Here is a 17,407-nt window from a genome sequence, read left to right on the forward strand (position 1 = left end):
CAGCAAAAGGGGTATAATTGGAGAAGTTATGTGAGTCCTTAATGAAAAATAACACAATAGGTATTAAAGAATGAGGTGTTATTGGTTGTTTGTTATTGGTTCAATTTCATTATTTCTACCATTAATTTTTTTAATATTTCTTTTAATGAAGAACCGTGAAATATATTTTTTTATTGCATGGATACAAGGTGCTTTAATTGTCTATGGAATATTCATTCCCATATTATTGCACAGTTTAAGCATTGAAAATAATTCATTTAAAAAAATCATTTATTTTGATGTACTAATACTCCCTATAGTATTGATCATTTTATATACTTATAATTTAAAATTGATTAGAGAAGAAAAGTCACGGGTCATTGACACGAAAAAAGTCAAGAAACTAGAAAAACTTGAATCGCGAGATCCTCGCTTTATTTATGCGATTTTATGGGTTGTTTCTGTTTTTCAATTCTTTACTGAATGACTGGGAAAGTAAAATTTTTTTGTTCGACAATCGGGGGCTTTAGTTGAATACTGCGAATTAAAATCGAGCTTAAGATTCAAGTTCGATTTACTTTTGTGTTTTTTTGTTTGCTTTGCAAAAACTCTGCAACCTTTAACCGGTACAACTCTAAAAAAGATTCTGAAACATTATGATCGTTTAATCGTAAAAAAATAAAAAGGTTTATGAGGTGAAAAAGGTTGGAAAATCAATATTTTGTTGGATGGGGCACTCTTGCTCTAATAAATGCAGGTTTGGCGCAAGGAAAAAACAGGACTGGTTTAAATTGGTTTTTACTTTCTCTGTTGCTTGGACCCTTGGCAACATTGATATTATTGTTTTCAGAAAAAAATCCAGATTCAAACTTGAAATAAGTTATGTTGATAAAGACATGCACTACTGAGGTCTTCATACGGCAAAATCTGTCATGAAAAGGAGGAAAATATGCAATTAGTTCTACTACAAAGAAAACACATCACAATGTCGACTGCACCATTAAAAACACGTATTTATGCCTTTTTATTAGATTATCTTGTTATTGTAATTTATGGACTTTTTGTTGTGGGTACGACTTCACTTGTATTCCGTCCATTCATTACCCCCTTATTTTCAAATTCTCCAGTAACAGCTGAAATGACAGGTTTTTTAATGATGACGCTACCCGTTTCACTCTATTTTATAATATGTGAGCGTTCTAGATGGCAGGGGACATGGGGGAAGAAGAAAATGGCCATCCGTGTTGTGGACCGTACCGGAAAACGTATCGGACTCGGTCGCTCGACTGTCCGGACATCCATAAAGCTTCTTCCTTGGGAAGTTGCCCACTTCGGCATATGGCGGTTAATGCTACCGACTGACTTTACTGAAAATGCCATTATTGTAATCTTAACTGCCGTCAATCTTTTAGCATTAACATACCTATTAAGTCCTCTGACCAATAAAAAAAGGAAAACCATTTATGACTGGATTGCAGGGACAGAAGTTGTTGGCTAAAGGTAAAGTAGTAACCACAAGGTAATCAAGTCCCTCTGGAGGTTTGTTAAACGAACAATAAGTAAACTAGCTTGAGATTTCAAGCTAGTCACTGTGTGAATTTACTTTTTCGGCAAAATGATTTCGTCGATGATCCCGTATTCCTTCGCTTCTTCTGCACTGAGGAAGTAATCTCGGTCTGTGTCGACCGCGACTTTTTCAACCGGTTGGCCGGTTCGTTCAGCAATGATTTTATTTAAATGTTCGCGAAGCTTCAGAATTCGTTTTGCCGAGATTTCGAGGTCGGTCGCCTGGCCGCGCGCGCCTCCAAGCGGTTGATGAATCATGATTTCACTGTTTGGTAACGCATATCGTTTCCCCTTCGTTCCTGCGAGCAAAAGCATTGCTCCGAACGATGCCGCCATACCTGTACAAATCGTACTGATGTCCGATTTAATGTATTGCATCGTGTCAAAAATCGCAAAACCAGCAGATGTTGATCCACCCGGACTGTTAATATAAAGTGAAATATCTTTATCCGAATCATTGGCTGCCAGGAACAATAGCTGTGCAACAATGCTGTTTGCCATATGGTCGTTGATTTCATCGCTCACCATAATGATCCGGTCTTTCAATAATCTAGAGTAAATGTCATAGGAACGCTCACCGTGACTCGATTGTTCAATGACATAAGGAATTGTACTCATGTGGTTTCCTCCTGTATCCTTCTAAATTAAGCTGCCATTGAGAGGTGGCTAGAAGGAGAAGAAGTAGATCGTATTTTTCGTGTTTGTAAAATCATTTTCGGTTGGTCAGAAGCTACCTTAAGAATATCAGATGCAATACGGAGTAGTCTCGATGGATCCTCCGTTTGAAGTGCCTCATATAGAATGGTTCGGATTTGTTCTTCGTTTGAATCAGGAACAATTTGAGGTGTAAAATTCTCATGTTCGGCATCCACTAGCTTTTCAAGTCTTCTCCGTGCACGGTTCAACACGCTTTTTACTGCAGTTTCACTCATATCAAGTGCTTCAGCAATTTCAGAAAGTTTATATTGAAACGCTTCTTTTAATGTGAAAATGGTTGCTTGCTTCATGGTCAACGTATTGAAAAACTTTTCAATCCAATCATAGGAAGTCCTAGGATTCACATTGTCTTCTACATTTTCAGGGATTTCGCTGATGGTTTCCTTGCTATGTTTTCGAACGGAATCGATCCATGTGTTATGTGCAATTTTATTTAATAAAGCTGAGTTCATATCCGTTTTATTTTCATAGTGGCCAATCGCTTTAAGGATCGTTTCTTGCGCTAAGTCCTCACCATCCCACTTATTTTGGGACAGAAACTGACAATAACGTGAAAGCTTTGGGTAAAGCTCGATCAGCTTGTCGGAAGAGTGCATTTGTTCATTTTTTTCAACGCCAGGCCTGGCATACATAATCTTCACTCCTTTAGCACCTCTCTACTTTTAAAACGGATAACTACTGTAAAAAGATACGGGGGTCAAAAATTTCGGTTTACTCATCTTTTTTCCATAATATCAGAATGTGATGCATTCGTTCGATAGGTACCCGATTAAGTTTTATTTAAATGGATAAAATTGTAATAAACGAATGGTGATTGGAGTTCATACATACATGAAATTCGCTTTTTTAACCCTTGAATTAATAGTCGGTTTCTTCCTTTTATTTTTACTAATCAAATTCCTTGGTAAGAAGCTCATCAATCAAATTACCCCGTTCACATTCATTGCCGCAATCGTATTAGGAGAACTATTAGGGAATGCTCTTTACGATGAGAAAATCGGCGTCGGGTATGTAGTCTATTCGATGTCTTTGTGGGCATTCCTTTTATTTGCGGTGGAAATCGGCAGTCAAAAAATATTGAAATTGCGTTTGTATTTTGAAGGAAAACCGTCCGTCTTGATTAAAAATGGAGTCATCAACAGAGTGCAGCTTAAGAAAAACCGGATGAACATCAATCAGCTTCAAAGTTTATTGCGGCAATCTGAAACGTTTTCGATTCGAGAGGTTGCCTATTGTTATTTGGAAGCCAACGGATCGTTGAGTCTAATTAAGAAAACCGCTTATCAAAAAACAACCCAGGAAGACTTTAATCTTCCTAGTAAAGCTGTCTATGTACCAGTGTCATTGATTCGAGATGGGCAATTGTTGAGGGATGAGTTGCAGGAAATTGGCCAGAGTGAACAATGGTTAAAACTTCAACTTCTTGAACAAGGGGTAGAGGATTATCATAATGTATTTCTTGCAGAATGGCTGGAAGACGACGGTTTATTCGTTCAAACGTTCGACCAGGTCAATGGGGTCGGAGAAGAAGCGGCCTATTAACGATTTAGTAAAGCACTGATTTATTAATTTTTATACCAAAGGAGTGCCTTTTTTTTCTAGTTCCTTAACAAATGCATCTTTACCATTTATATAGGATACGATGTCGCTCGGGAACCTGTTTAGCAAGGTTCTCTTTTAAATCTCCATACTGCTTGCCATCTTCGGAATGCGTTCGAAGATAGTCTCTTACAGCTAAGTGACGAATAATATCTGATTATAATTTTGTCAATTACTTTTTATCTGCCCCAATAACCGAGACGACGAGACCAACAAGGATGATAAAATAGCCCAATCCAGATAAACCTGAATTCGGATCAATTACCATAATACCTCCGACCAGACTTAAATGAAGCCCGAATAGCATAATCTTTATGCTAGAAGAAAGTTTGACCATAAGAAAAATTACTGCACCTAGGATTAATAGCAGGACTGGCATGATAACAACGATTGGCAACGATTATTCCTCCTGTATACTTAAAAATATGTATGTAAAACAAGGGATCCAAAATATACGATACCTATAACAGAAACTACCATTAAGAATGTTGTATGTACTTTTGGCAGCTTTCCGTAAAAATAAATGAAAGCAAATCCAAGAACGATATGAAAGAGTAAGAACAATATAGTAATGGTAATTACCTCCTGAACTCCTTACATGAATTGAATGAGGACGATAAAATAGACGATAGTCAGGGCAGGTAGTGAAAAGATGTATGGTATCGTCGGTGCGTGATAACTTTTGATGATAGCGCGTTGTACTACAAAATACATCACAAGTAAACTGATAAGAACGATAATAATGGTCAAGTACAAACCTGCTATTCCTCGATTTATATACTCTCCACTTGGAAAGAAGTAAAGGTATACAAACAATCCTGAAATGCATAGGGTGCCAAGCAAATAGGTGATGAAGCTTATGAATCCTTTTTTAAACGACAGGTCGGACTCTCCCTTTTTCATCAGAAAAATCATGACGAGAAAGGAACCGACGCCGAGAGTGAAAAACGTTAGCAAATAATATGGTAAATAGCCCATAGAATTCTCCTTTGATTATTTTTAAAAATTATCGTTCATATATTGATTGTCGCCCATTGTATGGTTTGAATCTTCACCAGGCTTTGCATGTGGGTTGATCGCGCGTTCGCCATCGTTATTATTCCGTTTCCGTCTCCAGTCAATGAAACCCGCTAACGCAAGGGCCACTACAACAATACCAATTATAACGCTCATTGCTACACCTCCCGAAAATTTGATTGCTAATCCACCATTTTTACTGTTTCTTTAAGGTGAGGGTTTCCGTCTTTCCATCCCATTCGATCTTCACGGGAATCGTTTCTCCTTCTTCGATATGGACGGGAATAAACTCCATGTCTTTTGGATAATACATTTCTCCTCCGGATCCGCCAGAAGAGGTGAACACTTTATAGTGAAAGGTGCTTTTATTACTTTTTCTATCAGACGCAGAGCCTCCTATCGCATGATGTTCATAAGAATACCTTAGATGCGTTCCTAGTTGTTCAAGACTTCCTTTAAACGTCAACTTCAACTTATTTTTCGTCATGTATTTAACTAAATGTTGGTTTTGGGGTTTTTCCTGATCGGTTTCGAGGACATGGCTAACCGAACTGAACGTTGCTGTCCAATGCTCACTTTCTCCTGAAAACAAATGTTTATACCAGGTGATATTTGAATTGAAATAACTGAACAAAACCGCCCCGAACAAAACGATCGTTATAAAATACTTCAATAGCTTTTTCCCCCACAATATAATTTCAGAAAACTCTTGATATATGTATAGTATTAGTTTAACATTAAATTCCATGTTTCAGGGTATTTAGTCGAGAGTTACGTAGGTTAGGAGGAATCTTGTGTGAAGAGAATTGCAGTAGTCGGTTCTGGAGGCGCAGGAAAATCAACGCTTTCAAGACAATTAGGAGAAATTCTTGGCATTGATGTGATTCATCTGGATAAAATTTATTGGCAGCCAGGATGGGTTGAAATTTCTCGTCAAGAGCTTCGTTCCAAACAAGAGCAACTTATTGAAAAAGATTCCTGGATCATCGACGGAAATTATGGGTCAACAATGAATGTCCGTTTAGAGAGGGGCGGACACGATTATTTTCCTCGATTTGCCTCGTCTGACCTGCATGTACCGAATAGTCAAAAGAAGATGGATGTACCACAACAAAACGAGGCCGGATATTACGGAAGGCTGTAAGGAACAACTTGATCCTGAGTTTGTTCGCTGGGTGTGGGACTTCAAGAAAAATCGCAGACCACAGTTGCTTGAAAGATTATCTGACTATGAGCCTTATAAACATGTCAACATTTTGAAAACGAAAAAAGAGGTCGCGAACTTCCTTGACCAGGTCAAAGCGGATTCCTTCGAAAAAGAAAGGATTGATTCAAACAATCCTACCTAAACAATCTAAGTTAGAAGCCAAAATTTAGATTTGCACGAGAAAAAACCGAATTAGACGAGAAAAATTCGATTTACACGAGGAAAATCCAAATTACACGAGATAAATCCAAATTATAACGCCAAGCTTTCCAGTTACCCCCTAAACTTTTAATATAATAGAAAACTATTGAAACAATTTAATGTGAATGGAGTATTTAATGATTATTAAACAAAAAGTTTTTGATCGTAATGGGATGGATTATACCGTCAGATCCGCAATCGGAACAGATGCAAAACGGTTGTCTGAGTTAAGAATACAGATTGATGGAGAGACTGAGAACTTGGATAGGGAAAAGGGCGAGGCATTCATTGATGTATCAGGTTTTGAACAGATTATTAAAACGGATGCTGAGAGTACAAATAGCTTATTTTTGGTTGCGGTTGCAGATAATCGAATCGTAGGATTTTCAAGATGCGAAGGAAATCATTTAAAAAGATTCTCTCATAAAGTAGAATTCGGAGTATGCGTATTAAAAGATTATTGGGGATATGGTATAGGGAAAAACCTATTAATAGAATCTATTTCCTGGGCTGACGCCAATGGTATTAAAAAAATCGCTTTGGATGTATTAGAAACAAATGATAAAGCCATTAAACTTTATAAAAAGCTTGGTTTTGAAATAGAAGGTCAGTTAAAAAAAGATAAAATCCTTTCTGATGATCAATACTATGACACTATTATGATGGGAAGATTCAAAGAGTAAAAATATTTACAAGAGGGCTGACTTACTTTAGGTCAGCCCATTTCGATTTATCAATCCAGCTTCAATTCAAGCCTTGTGACGCCTTTACCTTTGTTCTTCGTTTTTTCGAGTGTGGCGGTACCGATTTCAGCCGTCTCATTGACATGTGTCCCACCGCAAGCTTGTTCATCGATGACACCGATTTTCACTAGACGGATTTCTTTGACAAATGGAGGGATCAGATTGACTACGGTTTTGATCGCACCTGATATTTGTTCTGCTTCATTCCTAGGTAAAACTCGAGCAGATACAGGGTGATTCAGTATGATTTCTTCGTTCGCCTTCACCACATACCCTTCAAGTTCTTCATTTGAAAGCTCATGGATTTCCGTTAAATCAATCCGTGCCCGGTCCGGATAAATTTGGTTGCCTGTACAGAGCGAGCCGCGTTCGGCATTCAGGACAGCTGCGACTACGTGTAAAAGCGTGTGGTGACGCATTAACCCGTAGCGACGCTGCCAATCAATCGTCCCAACTACAGGACCGTCCTTGAGTTCGCCAGCATTTTTCACATAATGAACTGGTACGCCGGCTTCTTTTTTAACTTTGTAAACTTCGAATTCATTTCCGTCCTGAACGAGGAACCCGGTGTCATGCTCCTGACCGCCGCCAGTAGGATAAAAGATGGTTTGATTTAGCTTAACCTTATCCCCGTCAATGTTAACGACATTCGCTTCACACGTTTTTGCATAGCTATCATCCAAATACAATTCAACTGTCATCCATTCCACTCTCCTGAAAAAAGTATTTAAAGATAATATTACGGCATTCGAAGGATTTTTCAACCGATATGTAGAAATTGTTATACTATTATGAAAATCTGTGTTGGCATTATTTTCAAAGGGGATGAAACAGAATGGAAAAGCTGTATGCAAAATTGAAGGAGCATTATGAAGAGATGGTGGAAATCCGCCGCTTTTTACATCAGAATCCTGAGCTCTCATTTGAGGAAGTGGAGACACCGAAGTATATTGCTGCGTTTCACGAAAAATTAGGCCATGAAGTTCGAACAGGTGTCGGCGGGCGTGGTGTTGTTGCAACGCTGAAAGGTGAAAAGCCAGGGAAAACCGTTGCACTGCGGGCCGATTTTGACGCATTACCGATTCACGAAGAAAACGATGTCCCTTATAAGTCAAAAGTAGATGGCGTAATGCACGCATGTGGACACGACGGGCATACGGCAACCCTTCTTGTCCTCGCTAAGGTGCTAAACGGTATGAAGGATGAGCTCGAAGGTGCCGTTGTTTTCATTCACCAGCACGCAGAGGAATATCAGCCTGGTGGCGCAATTGCGATGATAGAAGACGGGTGCCTTGATGGCGTTGATGTTATTTTTGGAACACACCTTTGGGCGACGAGTCCAGTCGGGGAAGTCGCTACTAGGACTGGCCCGGTAATGGCTGCGGCGGACCGATTCCATGTGACGATCCAAGGGCAAGGAGGTCATGGAGCACAACCGCATCTTACAAAAGACGCCATCGTCATTGGTTCACAGCTCGTAGTGAACCTCCAGCAGCTCGTGAGTCGGAGAGTCGATCCCCAAGAATCAGCGGTTGTTTCGGTTGGTGCATTCGAGGCAGTCAATGGCTTTAACGTCATAGCCGATACTGCTAAACTTACAGGGACCGTGCGAACCTTTAATGAGGATGTACGTGATTTTCTTGAACACGAGTTGGAACGAGTCGTAAAAGGTACGTGTGTATCTGCTGATGCGGACTATTCGTATCAATTTTTACGAGGCTATCCGGCAGTTGTCAACCATCCTGAGGAAACGGACTTTGTAGCAGAAATTGCGAAATCCGTTCCTGGTGTAACCGATGTGGAGGAAGCAGCTGCACAAATGGGCGGAGAGGATTTCGCCTACTACCTCCAGCACGTAAAGGGAACGTTCTTCTTCACGGGAGCTCAAGACCAGACTAGGGAAGTTACTTATCCACACCACCACCCGAAGTTCAACATTGATGAACGCGGCATGCTCGTTGCAGCAAACACGCTTGGAACTGCTGCAGTAACCTTTTTAAAACAAGGAAATGTCCAAATCGACCCAAAAGTGGAAGTTCATAAGTAAGAGATATTAAGGCCGGTAACTGTGTAAAGATCTTCTGCTCTGTTGCAGAAACTAACACAGGACCGGTCTTTTTACTGCGCTTTATAGGAAAAAATCGTTCACTATTTAGAAATTCCATGCTAAAATAGGTGAAATTTCATTTAGGGCAGGAGAATACATATGACAATTAAATTAATTAAGCCAACTATTGAATTACGAGAAGAGTATCTGAAGTTTTATCAGGAGTGGGTCGATAGCGGAGAAAGCATCGTCCCTTGGACTGTAAAAGAAGATCCGTCTGATTTTGAAAAGCTTGTTCAATTCCTGATTGATTCAGAGAAAGCGGTAAACAGTCCAGAAGGCTGGGTCCCGCATTCGAATTATTGGCTTGTCGATGAAAAAAGAAATATCCTCGGAGCGGTGAACATCCGTCATGGTCTAACGAAAAAACTATTAACGATCGGGGGCCACATTGGTTACGGTGTTCGACCTTCTGAAAGGCGCAAAGGATACGCGACGAAAATTTTAGAACAGGCACTGAAAAAAACGGCAGAGCTTGGAATCGAAAAAGTTCTTGTAACCTGTAACAAAGACAATGTCGCTTCAGAACGGACCATCCTCAAAAACGGCGGAATCCTTGAAGACGAATTTATTGAGGACGATGGCACCATCGTGAGACGCTACTGGATTGAATTATGTTAAATGTAGGGGGATTGTATTTAAATTACTAAAGTCTCCACATTGATGGTGTTTTAATTATGGGCTTTCATTTTTTTCAGCCAACTCTTGCCGGTCACTAGCCATTGGGGGCTGTTCCAACCAGCCGTTTTTTATCATTAGATTGGTTCCGTCCTCTGCATATAGCATAATGTCCGCTATAAGACTTGTGTATTTTATTCCTAAATCCCTTCTTTGGACAGTAGATAAACCGGCTCCATAAAATCCGATCGCCGTGGTAACAAGTGTGCTGACATGAAACAGCATGAGCTTATTTGAAAACGGTGCAATGGTTGAATTGGTTATTTCTGACTCCCAGCTTCTCGGAGGTGTTAAGTTGCTGTCTCTTAGAATTGAACTCATCGCCTTGGTGTGTTTTTTACAAATAGATTCCCCTCTTTGAAAGTATTTACGAAGTTCCTTTGAATTGGTAACTTGGCTGAATCCCATTTCTAAGACAATTTTCATAAACAGCTTTTGGGAATTGAACGTAAGACCGCTGATCTCAACAGCATTTAGAGGCCTTTGTTTTCCGAACCATCCATTTAAGTAATTTTGATCTTTAACAAAGTCGATATGGTCCGGTGCATTAAGCGAAGGTGGCCTGTTGAAGGTTCCCTTTTGTAGCATGATCTCAACAATCTCATCATACAGTTGCATCGTTTCTGTATTGCATTTTTTGAAATAACTTCTTACATCAGCCCGAACCGATGATCCAATTGCCCCCGCATAGCCCGTTAAACCTTGCAGCGTCATGACAAAGATGTAATGCAATAATACGAGGTCCGAAAATAATGCCGGGGCATCCAGGTTAACGTCTTCATTTGTAAATCCTTTTGGCACAGGATAGTTTTCTTGATTGAAAAATTCTGTGATTTCTTTAATATGCAATTTTGATAACCTTAGCGCATGCTCAAATATTTCTCGAACGTCTTGATCCTCAATATTTACTAATGAATGACTCGAAAAACAGATGGCCATGCTATCATCCTGATATTGTGTCCACAAGCTTGCAAGTTCTGAAGAGGATAAACCAACATATTGATGAGAGTTTTCCATGGGAAAATACCTCCGAATTTTAACTGCTATTTAATGACTCGTTATTAGTTGGTGAATTCAATTGTATCTTTCTTATATAGTCAAATGTATTGTGACCAAAATTTACATAAATATTAGCCAATTCTTAATGTTAAAATGGCAGTGGAACTATTTTAATCGTAATATTTTCCTTTGAAAATCCCATTCAGGTGCTATGAAAAGGACTGAAATACCTCAACTATGTGGACGATGATATGTTAGGGGGGTGACTAGATATATGTCGGTTTTTTCCAGATTACGTCACTATAAAGAAGCACGTTTAGGTCTTGCTTTATTACTGATTCCATTACTGATTTCAATTTTATTCATGTGGCCATATCATGTAGAGTTTATTGCTAAAGGAGATATTGCATCTGTTCAAGAGTTAGGAGTAGACGGTAGCGTTAATTTCACTTATGTATATTCTGGTGTGACCGAGACACTTTGGGACAGAATTGATGTCATGACTGTTTATGGCGAAGACCTGCAATTTTATCCATTAGAAAATTATACATATGAAGAATACCTTGCCTCAGGAGAAATGGCTGAGGGGTATAAAGAAGCAACCGTAGTAAATGCAGTTGAATATGCAAGTGCGACGTCTGATTCTGGGAAGACAAATGCGTTGAACGATCGGGTTCAAGAAATTCTTAGTGAATCCACCAACTATATTGGTGACTCATTCGGTCTTATGCTTTCCATTGGGTTAGTTGAGGAATGGGAGGATGTTGATTTCTCACAAGACGGTAAATATAAGATTGCTGGAACAGGGGCAATGGCAGCAGATAATACCGTTGGATCAGTCGGAGCAATCCGTCATAAGCTCCTGACAGCAGAGGAAAATCAGGTAGATGTCTTTTTTGTTCCTGCAGATAAAGCGTATTACATCGATCCGACTTTCAGTAATGAATATGAAGCAGAACAGGTGATGGAGGAAGAAGATCTCCAGTTGAAAGTCGTGCCGGTTACAACTTTAGATGAAGCATTGACATATTTGGAAAATCTACCATAGGGAGTATGATACATGTTGTTAAAATCGCAAAAGACAGGGAATGTTTTGAAGGTATTTTTATGGGCAACCGTTATTTTGACAGGCATTTGCACGATCAACGCAGCAATTTATACCTTTAATTATGAAGTGTATTTGAAAATTGAACGTTTTGACATGTTTACAAATTTATTTTTCGTCATCACCTATTTTATGTTAGTAATCGCGTATACGATATGGATTTTCAAAGTGCATAGGGATATACTACTTCTCAATCCTAGCTATGAGATTACTCCATGGGGAGCAATCCGAAGAATATTCATTCCATTTTATTCAATTTACGGGATGTGGAACTTGTACTCGACCATGTATCGATACTTTAAAGAAAGCCAAAATACATATAGCTTCGGATCCAAGTTAAAGCTTTATTTGCCATTTTACTATTTTCTATTTTTTATTTCGAATTCTGTAAACAGACTTGTGACCGATCCTGACTATGGCACTACTCTTTTTAACGATTCATATGATGTGGCACTATTAATCTCATATGGTTTGGACCTGGTTCTGTTTATATCCTTTTTATTAATTGCGAAAGTAGTCACAAAGGCATTGAATACGATTGCCACAGAAGTCAATTTAGAATCCGTGGACGAAGGAACAAACGAAACTGAAGAAGTAAATGACACTGCTCAAATCAATGGATTCTAAGGAAACGTTATTATGAAAAAACGGCTCACCCCACATAATCGTGGAGTGAGCTTAACTATTCTCTGAATAAGGACTTCATTTCGTTCGGAACCAACTTCACATTAACAATTTTGTATACGTCATCATTGTCTTGTTTGGGAGCAAATTCCACCAAAAGCATTTCTCCATTTTCAAAGGTTAACAATTCGTAGTTTTTGAAGTTCGTACCTGAAGTTGTGATCTCCCCAAATTGTTGAAAGGTCTCCTTCGATACATTTTCTTCTGCGCCTTCATAAAACAATGACTGGAATCTACCGTAATCCTTGTTATCAATTTGGAGTTTCATTAACCAAGACGCGTTCACCGGCGTATCAGGCTGTATTACTTTTTCATTATTACAACCCGCAATGATTAATACAAAAAATAAACTTATCAAGAATCGTTTCACTCTATTTTCCCCCTAAAATCTCTCCTAGCATGATATTTTCTTCAAATATTCGTCGCTTTCCTTCAATCCGCTCTTTTTTAATTGATAAAGGATTATGATAGTAAATGGAGAATGATGGAAAAGTGGCATTCTGACGCTTTTTCCTTGTGAAAAATTAAAATCTGCAAAATTAAATCCAACAGTTTCATTGTTTGAAACGTTATACAAGTGAAGGCCTTCGGGAGAAGAGAAAGTACGGCAGGGGAATGAAGCGGTTATGTTGGTAGAAAAACTGTACAGCACTCACCAAAAAGAGCTGATTCGTTTTGCAAAAGCGATCGCGAGAAATGAAAAAGAGGCGGAGGATCTGTTACAGGAGACATTCCTCAGAGCGCTGGGGAATTCTGAAAAGCTGAGTGGACTCCGTGATTATCAGCAACGGGCGTGGCTCTATAAAGTGTTAAGAAATATCCTTCACGATAGACGGAGGAGAGATCGGTTTGAAACACCATTCGAAGATAAGTTTCAACCGGCAATTGAAGCTAATGACATTGCTAATCTGGAAATGAAAGAAATGCTTGAAACCCTTCCACCCAAGTTTTATGACATTGTTTATAAGCGATACTGGCATGGCATAACAGCAAACAAATCGCTGACCGTCTCCATATTCCTGACTCTACCGTTCGTTACCGTCTTCAACAGGCATTAAAGCAATTACGGACCCAACTTAATAAAACGTAAGGAGTGATAATTATGAGCAAAGTAATCAAAAATATCAACTTTTTAGATTTGACTGGAGCTTCTGCAGAAAGCTTGGAGGGAGTCACAGTGATTAAAAACATAAATACATTGCTTTATAGTAAAAAAGTGACGAACCTCCTTTCGAAATTCGGGCTGAAAAACGTGAATAATTCCATAGAGGTTCCGGAAAATACAAAACTGATCAAAGGTGACTTTGAGCTCAATGAAAGCTTTGGAAAAAGTCTTAATGAAGCAATCCACCTTGCAGTAAAAGGGACACTGCTCGTTAAGCCGAACGTCACAGTGGATACGATCGAAAAGCTAAGTGGAATAACATTGTTCGGCGATTTATTGTGTCCTGAAAGGTTAGTCGGACTTCTCCATCAAAAAATCGAAAATCATCTCGGTGATGTAATGACGTTCATGGATGATGCCGATGTGATTCTGAATGATACAGAGTATAATGATCATTATCTTAAGTCACTTAAAACTGGAACAAATATAGTCGTTAATGGTACGGCATCATTCCCTGATAATATTGATGCTTCCTTATTGAATGAAAAAATAGGGAAGTTTGAATTTTTGGATGAAGCGATCATACGTGAGGAGCTTATGGATGTTATTGGTGAAAAAATACAGCATCCTGAAAAGTGCAAAATGACGATTATTCCAAAAGGGTCGGTTTACATCGGTGAAGATCTGCACCTTGATTCCTCATCAATCAAACGATTTCAATCGGATCGACTATATGTTTCTGGAACCATTCACTTGGAAAGTGATGTAACACTAGATGCGCTAGAACAATGTATTGAAAAGTTTCATACGGAAGACTGGATTATTTGCAGAAAAGAATTAATGCAATCAGTTTTGAAGAAGTGTGAAGATCCTTCTGTATCCATACTTAGCTATACAGGAAAGCTTCTTGTCATAGATGGTGAACACCACCTCACACAAGCACAATTGAAGTACACAAAAGAGAATCTTACCATGATTGTTCGGGGTATTCTCGATATCGCTGATAATGTAGATCCAGAAGAACTTTTCAACAAAATTGATGGTATACACAATTATGGTGTGATCGACGGAAGCGAAGATCAATGCGGCGTCATTCAGACCAAATTGGTTACAAATAGAGGTGTAATAGGTGGTAGCTCCCATGAAGAAAAGGAAGAGGACGACAAAGAAGAAAATGTCATTGCTAACATGAATTATTTACAACTTTAATTTAACACATATAGCCGGTAGCAGCACATTACCGGCTATTTTTTACGTTATTTATTCGGCATAAGTAAAAACTATTTAAAAGGACTCTGTGATATAAGGAGAGAAACATAGAAAAGTAGAGAAAGAGAAGAGATGGTCGTCCGAAATGGCTAATACAGAAAAGGTATTATTGTCTCTTGGGTAAGGATAAACAGTTTCCTTTTATTTCTTTTTCTTTTTCTTATCATCTACAAGAAGCTTTTTCTTATTGATGACTTCCAAAACAACTTGCACATGAACCTTATTTTCATCAATTCCGCTAACACTTGAAACGGTACCTTTACGGCCTTTAATTTTTAAATCTTCACCTACCGATGGAACGCGTTGAAGTAACTGACTTAATAAAAGGTTTTTCTCCTCGAAAAAATGGACATGAAACATTTTGTCATCACCTGTTTCTTATAGTATTTGTTACATAAAGAAGCTGACCGTTTATTCTTCATATTAAATATATGACTGGTTGTACTGTCATATGAATCCACATTTATACCATGTTTTTCTACACTGAACATATTGAATAGAATATTTCAAGTTAATGGATATGCAGGGGTAAAATGTAGTGAATTCATCATTAATCGACGGATACTGTCACTTTCCAACGAATCCTTTCAACTACAAAGGATTGGGAGAGTGAATAAATATGATGATGAAGATGAGGACTATTCTCATGGCATTTGTTATTGGAGTATTGGTAATTGCTATACCATCATGGGCAGATGCAGCACTTGGAGATCGCACCTTACAAAAAGGAACGACAGGCGAGGATGTAGCTGAATTACAAGAATACCTAATGACAAAGGGTATTTATCCGTATCACACTGCGACAGGATATTTCGGACCTATAACTGAGCAAGCTGTCATTGATTTTCAACAATCTAGGAATCTGAAAGTAGATGGCCTTGCAGGACCTCAAACGAACCATGCAATAAAAGTTTTACGACAAGGTGACAGTGGAAACCCTGTTGCGGAAGTCCAAAGTCAGTTGAAAAAATTAGGATATTATCAATCTAGCATCGATGGAATTTATGGATCTGGTACTGCAAGTTCGGTACAAAGCTTTCAACAAGACGCAGGACTTGTCGTAGATGGAATTGCCGGGCCGAATACGCGAGGAGCTTTAGACCGAAGAGTTGCACCCCGTTCAGCAGCTGTCGGCAAAGAACTGAACGTCGAAAGTACAGCCTATACAGCTAATTGTTCAGGTTGCTCAGGCATAACCAAAATGGGCATCAACTTAAAAAAATATCCAGACGGTAAGGTGATTGCAGTTGACCCAAGTGTAATTCCACTAGGATCGATAGTACATGTTGAAGGCTATGGGTATGCGATTGCGGCTGATATAGGCGGCGCAATTGACGGTAATAAAATTGATGTATTCATTCCTAATCGTGATGACGCGTATCAATGGGGAAGAAGAGATGTACATATAAGAGTAATTGAATAATAGAAAAGGGGATGACCCAGTGTCATCCCCTTTTTATTTAAAATATCAACTATCGTTTGATATTGATTACGATTTTTCCTTTCGCATGATGTGATTCACTAATCTCATGGGCCTTACGGAGTCCTTCCTCTGAGAAGTCGAAGGTATGCCCTACATGGGTTTTAACTTGACCTTGTTCAATCAGTTTTCCTAGTTGGCCTAACTGCTCACCGTTTGGCTCCAACCAGACGAAACCTGCCTTAACTCCCTTTTCATCAGCGGTTTCTTCGTCCGGCCGCGAAACGATTGATGCGAGTCTTCCACCTTCTTTTAAGACATTGAAGCTTTTCTTCTGAATCTCTCCACCTAGTGCATCCAAGACGAAGTCATAATCCTGAAGTACATCCTCAAAGTCTGTGGTTTTGTAGTTGACAACCTCGTCGGCACCTATGGATTTTAAAAATTCAATATTTTTGACGCTTGCGGTTGTTGCAACATAAGCCCCAGCATTCTTGGCCAGTTGGATCGCCATCGTACCGACGCCGCCTGCCCCAGCATGTATGAGTACTTTATCACCTTCTTTAATTTCACCAAAATCAAAAAGGCATTGCCAAGCGGTCAACCCTGTAAGCGGAACAGAAGCGGCCTCACCAAAATCGAGATTGTCAGGCATTTTAGCTACCAAGGACTCGTCAGCAACGACATATTCAGCATAAGTGCCACGATTAGTTGTGGCAGGACGTGAAAATACTTTGTCTCCAACTTTAAAATTGGAATCCTTTGAGCCTACTTCTTTTACAATTCCTGCTGTATCCCAACCTAAAATAATCGGAAACTCGAACCGAAGCATTTCCTTTAAATATCCTTCCCTCAGCTTCCAATCAATCGGATTTATTGAGGTTGCGTATATCTCAATCAGAATTTGGTCATCTCCTGGAGCAGGGGTCGGAACTTCTTTTTCGGTTAACTGTTCTTTACCGCCGTATTGCTCAATAACGATTGCTTTCATGCATGTTTCATCCTTTCTCG

23 protein-coding genes and 2 pseudogenes are annotated in these 17,407 nt (G+C 39.1%); 13 read left to right on the top strand and 12 right to left on the bottom strand.

Features of this window, described 5'->3' with window-relative positions; translation table 11 throughout:
• Positions 1-684: 684 nt before the first annotated feature.
• On the top strand, positions 685-858 hold the full coding sequence (locus MOJ78_RS05495; protein WP_304980195.1) for a hypothetical protein: 174 nt from the start codon (positions 685-687) through the stop codon (positions 856-858).
• Positions 859-928: 70 nt separating this feature from the next.
• On the top strand, positions 929-1,477 hold the full coding sequence (locus tag MOJ78_RS05500) for an RDD family protein (RefSeq protein WP_304980196.1): 549 nt from the start codon (positions 929-931) through the stop codon (positions 1,475-1,477).
• 101 nt (positions 1,478-1,578) lie between these two features.
• Here MOJ78_RS05500 and clpP read toward each other — a convergent pair whose 3' ends face one another.
• Both clpP and MOJ78_RS05510 read right to left on the bottom strand, forming a co-directional pair.
• Entirely contained in the window at positions 1,579-2,163 is a 585-nt protein-coding gene (gene clpP, locus MOJ78_RS05505) for an ATP-dependent Clp endopeptidase proteolytic subunit ClpP (RefSeq protein ID WP_304980197.1), read from the bottom strand.
• A gap of 26 nt (positions 2,164-2,189) precedes the next feature.
• Positions 2,190-2,894: a sigma-70 family RNA polymerase sigma factor gene (locus tag MOJ78_RS05510; RefSeq protein WP_304980198.1), complete on the bottom strand. Its 705-nt coding sequence runs from the start codon at positions 2,892-2,894 to the stop codon at positions 2,190-2,192.
• A 199-nt stretch (positions 2,895-3,093) separates the two neighbouring features.
• Here MOJ78_RS05510 and MOJ78_RS05515 point away from each other — a divergent pair, with 199 nt between their 5' ends.
• A complete protein-coding gene (locus tag MOJ78_RS05515) occupies positions 3,094-3,804 on the top strand; it encodes a DUF421 domain-containing protein (protein WP_304980199.1) in 711 nt (236 codons plus the stop codon).
• A 79-nt stretch (positions 3,805-3,883) separates the two neighbouring features.
• Here the strand turns inward: MOJ78_RS05515 and MOJ78_RS20870 are convergent, their stop codons facing one another.
• The 5 genes from MOJ78_RS20870 to MOJ78_RS05535 form a co-directional block, all read right to left on the bottom strand.
• Positions 3,884-4,012: a GrpB family protein gene (locus tag MOJ78_RS20870; protein WP_370529805.1), complete on the bottom strand. Its 129-nt coding sequence runs from the start codon at positions 4,010-4,012 to the stop codon at positions 3,884-3,886.
• Between the two features lie 21 nt (positions 4,013-4,033).
• Complete coding sequence (locus tag MOJ78_RS05520; protein WP_304980200.1) at positions 4,034-4,258, bottom strand: hypothetical protein; 225 nt, start codon at positions 4,256-4,258, stop codon at positions 4,034-4,036.
• 197 nt (positions 4,259-4,455) lie between these two features.
• Positions 4,456-4,839 (bottom strand): hypothetical protein, encoded by a 384-nt coding sequence (locus MOJ78_RS05525; RefSeq protein ID WP_304980201.1) that lies wholly within the window; start codon positions 4,837-4,839, stop codon positions 4,456-4,458.
• Positions 4,840-4,860: 21 nt separating this feature from the next.
• On the bottom strand, positions 4,861-5,034 hold the full coding sequence (locus MOJ78_RS05530; protein WP_304980202.1) for a hypothetical protein: 174 nt from the start codon (positions 5,032-5,034) through the stop codon (positions 4,861-4,863).
• Positions 5,035-5,074: 40 nt separating this feature from the next.
• Positions 5,075-5,551 (bottom strand): hypothetical protein, encoded by a 477-nt coding sequence (locus MOJ78_RS05535; protein WP_304980203.1) that lies wholly within the window; start codon positions 5,549-5,551, stop codon positions 5,075-5,077.
• A gap of 123 nt (positions 5,552-5,674) precedes the next feature.
• Here MOJ78_RS05535 and MOJ78_RS05540 point away from each other — a divergent pair.
• Positions 5,675-6,227, top strand: a pseudogene (locus MOJ78_RS05540) (DNA topology modulation protein).
• A gap of 196 nt (positions 6,228-6,423) precedes the next feature.
• A complete protein-coding gene (locus MOJ78_RS05545) occupies positions 6,424-6,969 on the top strand; it encodes a GNAT family N-acetyltransferase (RefSeq protein ID WP_304980204.1) in 546 nt (181 codons plus the stop codon).
• A 50-nt stretch (positions 6,970-7,019) separates the two neighbouring features.
• Here MOJ78_RS05545 and MOJ78_RS05550 read toward each other — a convergent pair whose 3' ends face one another.
• Positions 7,020-7,730 (bottom strand): alanyl-tRNA editing protein, encoded by a 711-nt coding sequence (locus MOJ78_RS05550; protein WP_304980205.1) that lies wholly within the window; start codon positions 7,728-7,730, stop codon positions 7,020-7,022.
• 134 nt (positions 7,731-7,864) lie between these two features.
• On the opposite strand from MOJ78_RS05550, the gene MOJ78_RS05555 reads away from it, so the two are divergent.
• On the top strand, positions 7,865-9,076 hold the full coding sequence (locus MOJ78_RS05555) for a M20 family metallopeptidase (RefSeq protein WP_304980206.1): 1,212 nt from the start codon (positions 7,865-7,867) through the stop codon (positions 9,074-9,076).
• Positions 9,077-9,235: 159 nt separating this feature from the next.
• Positions 9,236-9,757, top strand: a complete 522-nt coding sequence (locus MOJ78_RS05560) for a GNAT family N-acetyltransferase (protein WP_304980207.1) — start codon at positions 9,236-9,238, stop codon at positions 9,755-9,757.
• A gap of 54 nt (positions 9,758-9,811) precedes the next feature.
• Here the strand turns inward: MOJ78_RS05560 and MOJ78_RS05565 are convergent, their stop codons facing one another.
• Complete coding sequence (locus tag MOJ78_RS05565) at positions 9,812-10,831, bottom strand: DUF3231 family protein (protein WP_304980208.1); 1,020 nt, start codon at positions 10,829-10,831, stop codon at positions 9,812-9,814.
• A 256-nt stretch (positions 10,832-11,087) separates the two neighbouring features.
• Between MOJ78_RS05565 and MOJ78_RS05570 the strand changes: the two genes are divergently transcribed.
• Both MOJ78_RS05570 and MOJ78_RS05575 read left to right on the top strand, forming a co-directional pair.
• Positions 11,088-11,861: a hypothetical protein gene (locus MOJ78_RS05570; RefSeq protein WP_304980209.1), complete on the top strand. Its 774-nt coding sequence runs from the start codon at positions 11,088-11,090 to the stop codon at positions 11,859-11,861.
• A 12-nt stretch (positions 11,862-11,873) separates the two neighbouring features.
• On the top strand, positions 11,874-12,545 hold the full coding sequence (locus MOJ78_RS05575; RefSeq protein ID WP_304980210.1) for a hypothetical protein: 672 nt from the start codon (positions 11,874-11,876) through the stop codon (positions 12,543-12,545).
• Positions 12,546-12,600: 55 nt separating this feature from the next.
• Here MOJ78_RS05575 and MOJ78_RS05580 read toward each other — a convergent pair whose 3' ends face one another.
• A complete protein-coding gene (locus MOJ78_RS05580; protein WP_304980211.1) occupies positions 12,601-12,972 on the bottom strand; it encodes a hypothetical protein in 372 nt (123 codons plus the stop codon).
• Between the two features lie 256 nt (positions 12,973-13,228).
• Between MOJ78_RS05580 and MOJ78_RS05585 the strand changes: the two are divergent.
• From MOJ78_RS05585 to MOJ78_RS05590, 3 genes and pseudogenes are all read left to right on the top strand, one after another.
• Positions 13,229-13,579 (top strand): annotated as a pseudogene (locus MOJ78_RS05585) (RNA polymerase sigma factor); the annotation flags it as partial.
• A gap of 38 nt (positions 13,580-13,617) precedes the next feature.
• Positions 13,618-13,692: a hypothetical protein gene (locus MOJ78_RS20875; RefSeq protein ID WP_370529806.1), complete on the top strand. Its 75-nt coding sequence runs from the start codon at positions 13,618-13,620 to the stop codon at positions 13,690-13,692.
• Between the two features lie 12 nt (positions 13,693-13,704).
• Positions 13,705-14,916: a hypothetical protein gene (locus MOJ78_RS05590; protein WP_304980213.1), complete on the top strand. Its 1,212-nt coding sequence runs from the start codon at positions 13,705-13,707 to the stop codon at positions 14,914-14,916.
• A 201-nt stretch (positions 14,917-15,117) separates the two neighbouring features.
• On the opposite strand, the gene MOJ78_RS05595 is transcribed toward MOJ78_RS05590, so the two are convergent.
• Positions 15,118-15,336 (bottom strand): hypothetical protein, encoded by a 219-nt coding sequence (locus tag MOJ78_RS05595; RefSeq protein ID WP_304980214.1) that lies wholly within the window; start codon positions 15,334-15,336, stop codon positions 15,118-15,120.
• Positions 15,337-15,622: 286 nt separating this feature from the next.
• Between MOJ78_RS05595 and MOJ78_RS05600 the strand changes: the two genes are divergently transcribed.
• Positions 15,623-16,399 carry a peptidoglycan-binding protein gene (locus MOJ78_RS05600; protein WP_304980215.1) on the top strand — a complete coding sequence of 259 codons (777 nt, stop codon included), beginning with the start codon at positions 15,623-15,625 and terminating at the stop codon, positions 16,397-16,399.
• Between the two features lie 49 nt (positions 16,400-16,448).
• Here MOJ78_RS05600 and MOJ78_RS05605 read toward each other — a convergent pair whose 3' ends face one another.
• Positions 16,449-17,387, bottom strand: a complete 939-nt coding sequence (locus MOJ78_RS05605; RefSeq protein ID WP_304981191.1) for an NADP-dependent oxidoreductase — start codon at positions 17,385-17,387, stop codon at positions 16,449-16,451.
• Between the last annotated feature and the right edge of the window lie 20 nt (positions 17,388-17,407).

Source organism: Alkalihalobacillus sp. AL-G (genome assembly GCF_030643805.1).
Taxonomy (GTDB): domain Bacteria; phylum Bacillota; class Bacilli; order Bacillales; family Fictibacillaceae; genus Pseudalkalibacillus.